Source organism: Amycolatopsis nivea (genome assembly GCF_004522235.1).
Taxonomy (GTDB): domain Bacteria; phylum Actinomycetota; class Actinomycetes; order Mycobacteriales; family Pseudonocardiaceae; genus Amycolatopsis; species Amycolatopsis nivea.
This window is the reverse complement of record NZ_SDLT01000106.1, coordinates 1-1,108: the sequence shown is the minus strand read 5'-3', so window position 1 is coordinate 1,108 and position 1,108 is coordinate 1. Positions and strand designations below refer to the sequence as shown.

General features: G+C 71.1%; 1 protein-coding gene. It reads right to left on the bottom strand.

Annotated elements, in window-relative coordinates:
- Nucleotides 1-75 precede the first annotated feature (75 nt).
- The gene (locus EIZ44_RS44425; protein ID WP_134734616.1) at nucleotides 76-966 is read right to left on the bottom strand and encodes a transposase family protein; all 891 of its coding nucleotides are present in this window, start codon (nucleotides 964-966) and stop codon (nucleotides 76-78) included.
- Between the last annotated feature and the right edge of the window lie 142 nt (nucleotides 967-1,108).

The following is a 1,108-nucleotide window of genomic DNA, read 5'->3' as shown; positions in this document are numbered from 1 at the left end:
GCACCCAATGCCACATTGGGGTTGTTTCATCGTGGTTTGTGCTGGTGGGGTGGGGTTGAGGGGGTGTGGTAGTGGTCAGGGTTGGTGGGGCTGGGCGGTGTCGCGGGTGTTTTGTTCGTGGTGGGTGAGCACGAGCAGGGCGCGCAGCAGTGTGGTGGCGTGGCGGGTGTGGAGCCGGAGTTTGTCGAGGATGCGCCAGTTTTTGAGGGCGGCGAAGCCGCCCTCGACCGCGCAGCGCATCGCGGCGAACGCCGCGTTCGCCTGTTTCTGGCCTTTCGTCAGCGGCCGGTTGGTTTCGGCTTTGAACGGGGTGAGCACGATCTGCTCGCAGGGCCCGCCGCAGTGCGGGCAGTCGCGGGCGGTGCGGACGTCTTTGTGCCAGCCGTGGAAGCCCTTGTCCCCGGCCGGGGACAGGCCGCGGGCGTGGAGCCGTTCGCGGATCCGCAGCCGGCGGGCGGCGGTGATGTCGGCGGTGCGGCCCGGCAGGACCGCGGAGATCCACAGCAGCCGGCCCGCCTCGTCGGTCAGCCCGAGCACGACCAGCCCGTGCTGTTTGTGCTTGCCGCTGTAATGGGCCCGGTTGGCGCGCCCGGCCCGGCGGCGGGTCCGGATCAGCGTTCCGTCCACCAGCGCCACCGCCGCGCCGCGGGCGGCCAGCCGGTCCAGGACCCGGTCCAGCCGGGCGGCGCGGGCGGCGAGCAGGCCGACGGTTTCCAGCACCCACCGGCGCACCGTGGAGGCCGAGACGCCGTGACCGCCGGCGATGTGCGCCAGCCGCGGATCGTGGCGCAACACCGCCAGCACCACCAAAGCCTGCCCGGCCGGGCCGGCTTTGCGCCAGCGGGACCGCAACCGCCGCCGGCGCCCGCGGATCAACTCGGCGACCAGCTGCAGGGTCTGCCGCGAAAGAGGAAGAACGACCTGGTAGGAAAGAGGGTCGAAGCCCTCGGCGGATGGTTGACTCACATCTCGATCCTGCCGAGGGCTTCACCCATGCCCACGCCGCCACGCCGGGCCCCGGCAGCACTTCCCCCTTGCCCCACAACCCAACCAACCCACAACCACCGCCCCCACCAGCCACAACCACGATGAAACAACCCCATTGGGG